The sequence below is a fragment of the Chamaesiphon sp. VAR_48_metabat_135_sub genome (genome assembly GCF_031418915.1).
Classification (GTDB): domain Bacteria; phylum Cyanobacteriota; class Cyanobacteriia; order Cyanobacteriales; family Chamaesiphonaceae; genus Chamaesiphon.
The window spans coordinates 1-7,680 of record NZ_JANOJV010000113.1 but is presented as its reverse complement, the minus strand read 5'-3'; the positions used below and the strand labels follow the sequence as shown (position 1 = coordinate 7,680).

4 protein-coding genes are annotated in these 7,680 nt (G+C 41.4%); 2 read left to right on the top strand and 2 right to left on the bottom strand.

Annotated elements, in window-relative coordinates; all coding sequences use genetic code 11:
* On the top strand, positions 1 to 3,817 hold a 3,817-nt coding region (locus tag RMO55_RS08290), incomplete at its 5' end, for a Zn-binding domain-containing protein (RefSeq protein WP_310425708.1).
* 69 nt (positions 3,818 to 3,886) lie between these two features.
* Here the strand turns inward: RMO55_RS08290 and RMO55_RS08285 are convergent.
* Together RMO55_RS08285 and RMO55_RS08280 are read right to left on the bottom strand one after the other, a co-directional pair.
* Positions 3,887 to 4,096 (bottom strand): hypothetical protein, encoded by a 210-nt coding sequence (locus RMO55_RS08285; RefSeq protein ID WP_310425707.1) that lies wholly within the window; start codon positions 4,094 to 4,096, stop codon positions 3,887 to 3,889.
* A 41-nt stretch (positions 4,097 to 4,137) separates the two neighbouring features.
* Positions 4,138 to 4,749 (bottom strand): hypothetical protein, encoded by a 612-nt coding sequence (locus tag RMO55_RS08280; protein WP_310425705.1) that lies wholly within the window; start codon positions 4,747 to 4,749, stop codon positions 4,138 to 4,140.
* 398 nt (positions 4,750 to 5,147) lie between these two features.
* Here RMO55_RS08280 and RMO55_RS08275 point away from each other — a divergent pair, with 398 nt between their 5' ends.
* The gene (locus RMO55_RS08275) at positions 5,148 to 7,415 is read left to right on the top strand and encodes a DUF3987 domain-containing protein (RefSeq protein WP_310425704.1); all 2,268 of its coding nucleotides are present in this window, start codon (positions 5,148 to 5,150) and stop codon (positions 7,413 to 7,415) included.
* Positions 7,416 to 7,680 lie beyond the last annotated feature (265 nt).

The window sequence follows — 7,680 nt, the reverse complement described above, 5'->3', positions numbered from 1 at the left end:
TTTATTACAGTTAGGGACGATGGCTCGTCAGCGTGATGATGATTTACCACTTCTACCTGTAAAAATTCATCTTCTCTTTCGCAGTCTAGAGGGACTATATGCTTGTGTTAATCCTCAGTGTTGTGGTGCAGAAACCGATCCTGAATATGCAGATAAACCGCGTCGATACGGTCGTCTTTATTTGAATGAAAAGAAAAATTGTGAAGATTGCAGTTCACCTGTTTTAGAATTAGGTAGTTGTTCTCAATGCGGACAAGGATACTCATTCACCCAAATTAATAGTAATAGTGGGAAATTAGAATCTCTACCGCGATCATATCAAGGATTGAAAGACAATAAAAATATCTACACGCTCACTTCTGGTAACTTAGATAGCATCACCGAAGAAGATGAAATCGGCGAAGGTGAAGAAGAAAAATCTTCCACAGCCCAAACTATGATTTTGAGCGATCGAGATGGTTGGATGGGGATAGCTGCAAAGAAAGACTTCACCTCAAAAGATCGAGTAGAAGGAGAATTTCATTTGGCATGGCATCGCCATAAAAATGATAAAGAATCAAATGGATGCTATTTACCAAAATGTGCGGCTTGTGGTGTTAGACCGACTCGTTCCCAAACTATTAATCGCTTTGTCACCTATACTGACGAACCTTTGCAAATCGCGATCGATAGTTTATTTGAGCTATTACCAGAAGCCGAACGCAAAAATGGAGAAGCATCCGAGCGGAAGTTATTAACTTTTTCTGATGGTCGTCAAGATGCGGCATTTTTTGCTTCTGACTATCAACGTAACTCAACTGAAAAAGTTTATCGCCAAATGCTATGGCAATCATTTCAAGCAGCAAAAGGTGATGATGGTGTTGTCACAGTTAAAAAATTAACCGAGCGGTTAAAATTAATTTTTGTAGAAACATCCATTCCTCATCCAGACCGAACTTCTGCTGACAATTACAAGAGCTATCGGCAAGAAGATGAACAGAGTTTTAATAACAAAAGAGACTGTGAAGATAAAGCTGAAAAACGAGCCAAAGAAATCTTAGTGAGAGAGTTTGCGCTACCTTTTAATCGGCGATCTACTTTTGAAGCTTATACCTTACTAGCTTGCCATCTTGACTTGTCTGACGATCGCCTATTTGAATCCATATCCAATAAGTTTAGTATATCCACCGCCGAAGCGCGTATTTTCATAACTGTTGTAACCGACATCATCCGTCGAACTGGGATCGTTAGTATTGAAGGATCTTCCAATTATTTTTCTGAAACTGGTGGTGTAGATGGAACACGACCAGAAATGATCGATACTCAAGGAAAATCTAAGAATTACCTATTCTTAGAAAAAGGAGAAACTGAGAGAAAAAGATATGAAGATTCGCCTTCATTTCTACCCAAATGGAAAAAAGATGGTGAAGTAAGTAAAGCCCAAAATAGACTAGGGTGGTATTACCACCAATTCTTTGGCGATCGATTCCCAATCAGAGAGAATTTTGTTTGGCTATTTGAAAAGCTAAAAGAATACAAAATACTTATTCAAGCAAAAAGTGGATATCATCTAAATTGGGAAAAGCTAAATATAATTGAAACTGAATATAATTGGCAGCAATGTGATAGCTGTCAACAAGTATTTCATATCCCAAATTTATCAGATATTAAAAATTCGACTCTGAATATTAAAGGGTGTCCAGCTTTTAGATGTGAAGGAACTCTTCAGCCCTATACTCTAGAACAAATCGATCGAACCAGAGCAGAACATTATCAACAGCATCTTATTCTCAATCGATCGCCTTTACCATTGAGATCGCAAGAACATACAGCCCAATTAGGTACAGGTGAATTGGAAAAGCGAGAAAACCGTTTTCGGCGCGGACAAATTAATATGCTCAGTTGTTCGACAACCTTGGAAATGGGCGTAGATATTGGGGACTTGCAAGCCGTCGTGCTGCGGAATTTCCCCCCTCATGTCAGTAACTATCAACAACGTGCAGGGCGTGCGGGTAGACGTACTGATGGAGTTGCAATCACGCTAATGTATGGGGAACGCCGCCCTCACGATCGCTATTACTTTGAGCAACCAGAGCGGTTGATTGCTGGTACCAACCAAATACCTAAATTAGATGTTGATAATCGTCAAATTCAAGAACGACATATTCGGGCAGAATTATTAGCAGCATTTTTGTATGGTTATAGCGGTGTAGGTGCAGAAAAGATTACAATGGCTGATTTTCTGGCATTACCTTTCAATAACCCTGCCGATCATCCAGACTTTACACCTCCACCAACATCGACGATCGTTAAATTACAAGAGTGGCTGAATAAAGATAAAGCTAGAAGTACTGCTCAATCTTGGATTGATAGATTAGGAAGCTCTGATAATAAGATTGAATTACTCAATCGATTTATTCAAGCTCTTTTAGTATTCCAAAAAGAACAATTAGCAGATTGGAACTATTTAGCCTCTCCACTAAGAGAAATTAGCTATAACTTTGAAGACATAGAAAAATCTCTCAATCAAGTAAAGAATATTAAGGCTGAATTAAAGAAAATTGCTAAACGCCGCTTGCATGATGAATTAGTCCAAGCAAGTATTCTCCCTATCTATGGTTTTCCCATTGATGTCGTTCGTCTTTTGACTGGAGAAAGTAACGAATTTAAGTCATCTCAAGGAAAGCATCGATTAGAACGCGATCGACGTTTGGCATTAGGTGAATATGCACCTGGACAGGAAATAGTTGTTGACGATCGTGTCTACAAAAGTGTAGGTATTACTCGACCTAAAGAACTAGAAAATAAATATTATTGGGTTTGCAAAGAAAATTGTAATCATTTTCACTCTTCTCCTAATCCAGATCCAATCGAAGAATGTCCAGTTTGTCAATGGGAACCTAAGTTAGCATCTAACAAGGATATGAAACAATATAAAATCCCTAAGTCATTTATGACAGATTGGTCAAAGCCAGCTAAAGTGACACCTTATCTCAAGCCCCAGCGTCAGCCAACATCTCAAGTCTTTTTAGCCCAAGATGGTCAAGATCCTAGAAATATACCATATATCTTTTGCGATCTTACCGTGAGCAGAAGCGGTACATTTTTCCTAGCTAATCAAGGAGGGCTATTAGGAAGGGGTAGAGGTTTTGCGATCTGTCAAAATTGCGGAATAGACTTGAGTGATTTAGTTTTAAAACAACGAGAGACAAGCTCGAAAAAAGGTCGAAGTAAAAAATCTGATAACAGTCACGGAGAATATCTACCTCATCAGCATCCTCTCACGGGTAAATATTGCACTACTTTTCGTAAAGATATTCATTTGGGGCATGAGTTTTGCAGCGATTTACTCAAGATTCAGTTTAATCCTATTGCTAACCCACCATACCTATTTGGAGAGGTGAGGAATATATTAGATGGAACGACTGTTTCTTCTGTTGAGAATGACGAAAATAAAAGTATTGGCGGTTTAGATTTCTGGAGATCGCTTACTTATGCCTTACTCGCCGCTGCTGCTCAAGTCATCGATGTTCCCCGCAATGAGCTAGATGGTTTATTTAGACCATTAAATAATAGTTCCACTGAAATTATTATTTATGACAACGTACCTGGTGGTGCTGGCTATAGCAAAAGGATTGCAGAAAGATTTTCAGAAGTGCTGAAGATGGCTCACTATATTACCGATGATTGCTCATGCGAAACAAGTTGTTATGATTGTTTGAGAACTTACTCGAATCAACCGTTTCATAACGATCTCGATCGTCGTTCAGTCAAGAATTTTCTTCAACCTCTAGTTTGGGAAGATAATAGGGGTCGAGCCGAGATACGTGTAAAATAGTGCCACTTCGCTTGGAATGCCTTTCCTGTATAAGTTAGCGTGCGCTTGCCTGTGTTTTCAGTTTGCCTGCTATGTACTCGATGTCTTAGACACAGATGATGTATCTCGATCTGGGGAAGAGTGCTGGGTTGAATATTTGGCGTTCTCCCAAAATTTTTGACGCTCTTGATGTGTCAGATGAGAGCGATCTTGGATTGTGATGACATCCGCTGGAGATTCGGTATAAGCCGTCTCATTCGGGGAGTTCGATTGCTGCTCCGTACTGGTTGTTGATTCCATATATTTTAACTACATAAGTAGGCAGGCGACTTTTGGGCAGATCAAGCAACCTTTGGGGGCAGATGCTTAGTGACTTGCCAAGCAGTTTGTCCGTCGATCTTACCCGCTTTGACAAAATTAAAACTCCCCCGCTGATAGGTCGATGTTCCTTTGTGTGGAATTGGCTTGACACCGAGCAATTGTTGCACTTCATCGGTGGTTAACAGCCAACCTTCAACTGAGGCTCGTTCCAATTCGCTCATATACCACAGGGGGCTGCGGGTAGGGATGGTCGAGTTGTGCGGCGGGGATACTTCACCAGCAATCAGCTTCATCAACACCTCTAAATTATTTTCCAATAGTCCAGTGAATTTGTTCAATCTGTCTACTAAACTGATTTCTGCACTCGTTAGTAATTGAGTGGTTTTGTCTGGGTCTACTGGGCTGATTTCTGTCTGAGGTGAAGATTGAAAATCTGAGATCGCTCTACCTTGCTTGATATGTGCGTGGAGGCGATCTAATGGTTCTAATTGCGCAGCCGTAATGTAAGACCGTCTGCCAACTCTGGTTGGTTTGATGCCCACCGTTTCAAGTCGATTGTAAACCGCTTGCTTACCCAAATTAAAACGGCTCTGCAAGTCAGCTACAGAATACTTATCTATTCCTATTTCCATGTTTGTAAATACGCTTAGTGGACTTATCCATTTGTCCAGTGTATTGTAGAGTATGTTGAATGGACTTGTCCATCTTTCCGCTCAACAGATCTAGTCGAGCTAACCCGATCGAAATAAAGTAGAGATGGCTGGCACTGATAAGATAGAACTGGATTCTATTCAATTTCCAAAACTAAAGCCGTCCTAGCTTTACAACTAGACCGACTCAGAAGACTAACGCCTTTTTAAATTGTTTGTTTAAGTTGAAACCCTGTAACAGCAAGGCTTTAACCGAAGAATATATAAGTTGAACCTTATCCATTCTAACAGACGATCAGAAAAAATAGAGCGTCCTTTGGGGGGATATTTTTAGTGCGTTTTTTTAGGCGGCTCCAAAAAAAATCAGGAGTTCTAGCATCATGACCGATGATTACGAGATCTATGACATCAGAACACATCTCAATGTTCTGACCAAAACCAAGGGTTCGCAAACTAAATACCATTGCCCTGTCTGTAATCGCCGAAATTTAGACATTCACCCACCCACAGGTGCCTACAAGTGCTTTAGCGGTGAGTGCGATCCAAAAGATATCCGCTTGGCGATCGACCAGCTAGAAGGTAAGCCTGAGTGGAAGCCAGTGCAAGCTGAATGGGTTAAACCAATTCGTCCCAAAGCTCAAACCGATTATTTTTATCCCGACCGCGATGGCAACCCCTTAATTAAAGTGGTGCGAAGCGATGATGGTGAGGGCAATAAAAAATTCCCTCAATTCCACTGGACGGGTAGCAACTGGAAAATAGGCAACCCCCAAGAAATTCGCCATCGGATTCCGATCTATCGATTAACAGAAGTCCGAGCGGCGATTGGGCGTGGTGAGTTAATTTTTTGGGTAGAAGGTGAAAACACTGCCGATTTGCTGTGGAAACTGGGGATTGCTGCCACTACGACCCTGGGCGGTTCGGATGGGTATTGCCGCTACGGAACTTATCAGGCGGACTTAGCGGGAGCAAGATTAGTCTTGACACCAGATCGAGATAGTAACGGACTAAAGTATATCACCAACATCAAGGTGGATTTTGCTAACCAGATTGAGGGATATTACCTCGCAGGTACTCAGGGCTTATGGCAGAATCCCCAGGGGGGAATGGACATTGGCGATGATATCCGCGACCACAATTTAACGAAAGAACAAATTTTAGCTAAAGTAATTAGTCCACACAAGTATGGAGAAATCATTAATCTACTCTCAGACCTTAAATTAGAGGAAAAAGAAGAATCCCAACAACTAGTCCAAGAATTAAGCGAACTATTAAATAAAAAGAGCCAAATAGCCCCACAGATATTTGCAGGTAGGTTAGGGATAGAAATGGCACATACAGCCGCTAATTTTAATATTCCCCTAGAAATATTCAGTGCTTGCCTATTGCCTATCCTCGCTAGTCAGATTGGTGCTAAGTCGAGGTTGATGATTAATCCTGGAACTGATTACAAAGCACCTCCCATTCTTTGGGTGGGAATGGTCGGAGAATCAGGAACGATGAAAACACCGATTTTGAATATTTTAACTGCTTCACTATGCGTTATTCAGGGAGAACTAGCAGAGCAATGGAAGTTAAACAAAGCCGAGCGCGAACGAGAATTAGAGTATCACCAATTCAAAAAGAAAGGTGAAAAAACAGAGCCACTAATGCCTCTAGCTCCTTTGCGGGACATTTTCTTCTCTGACTTCACGATCGAATCGATCGCTCAATCTGTCAGTAACTATCCCGATACAGGCTACTTAATATTTGTAGATGAGTTAGCTGGATTTTTTAAATCTATGGATGCTTACCGCCAAAGTGGAGGAGATCGACAGAAATGGCTCACAGCTTACAATGGTGGCGGCTTTAAGGTTAACAGAAAAGGAGCTGATACCTTATGGACATCGCATACTTCCTTATCAATGCTCGGAGGGGTTCAGCCTTCAGTACTGGAAAAACTGATCAAACAGGATGATTCCCCTGAAGACGGACTATGGAATCGATTTATGTTCGTTCATCTCCCTCAATCGAAGATGGCAGCATTTTCTATCTATTCATTCGGACTAGCGGATGAGTTGAAAACAATTTACCAACGACTATCGAACCAGCCCGAACGTGAGTATAAGTTGGCTGATGAATCTAAGCCTGTGTGGAAGCTGTGGCACGACCAAATGGAAGAAAAGGTATGGAATGAGCCTAGCAACCTTTTACGAGCTACCTACGCCAAATTTAAGGGGGCAGCGGCGCGAATTGCCTTAGTACTCCACTGTACCAATGCAGCGATCGTCAATCAGCTACCGGATACACCGATCTCTAGTGAAACACTCTCTGATGCGATCGCCTTCACTCAATGGCTGCTCAATCAGACATTGCTGGAATATCAACGGATGGGGCTACTGGACAATTCAAAATTAAATCGGATCTTCAAATTTATCGATCGGTTCGATGGACGAAACTGGATTGATACTCAAACTGTTAAGGCTTTCTGGAGTACTAAAATCAAGCCAGGGGTGAGCGAACTCCGATTGTTTATGGCTTCAGTAGTCGCTTTGGGTTATGCGATCGACAATGGGTTCCCCCCTACCTCAAGTAAATATCAAATTTTAATTACTAGAAAAGGTAGTCTAAGTAGTCCAACTTTTGATCAAACTAGCTCCCTGAGATGATTTGAGGATAGACTACCACGTCGTCCAACTTTTTTCGCAAAAGCTCTGAAATCTTTGCCTAGTATGGCTTAAAAAGTTGGACTACCTATTCGTCCATAGGTAGTCCAACTTTTAATTAAAGGGGTGGAGGATTTGGTTTGATTCAGATTCTTGGACTACCTGGAGACTAAGTGGTAGTCCAAGTTTGAAACCCTTGTCAGGTATAGGTTTAAATGCCATTGCTCGAAAAACTTGGACGACGTGGTAGTCCAGTGTTGAAGCCATG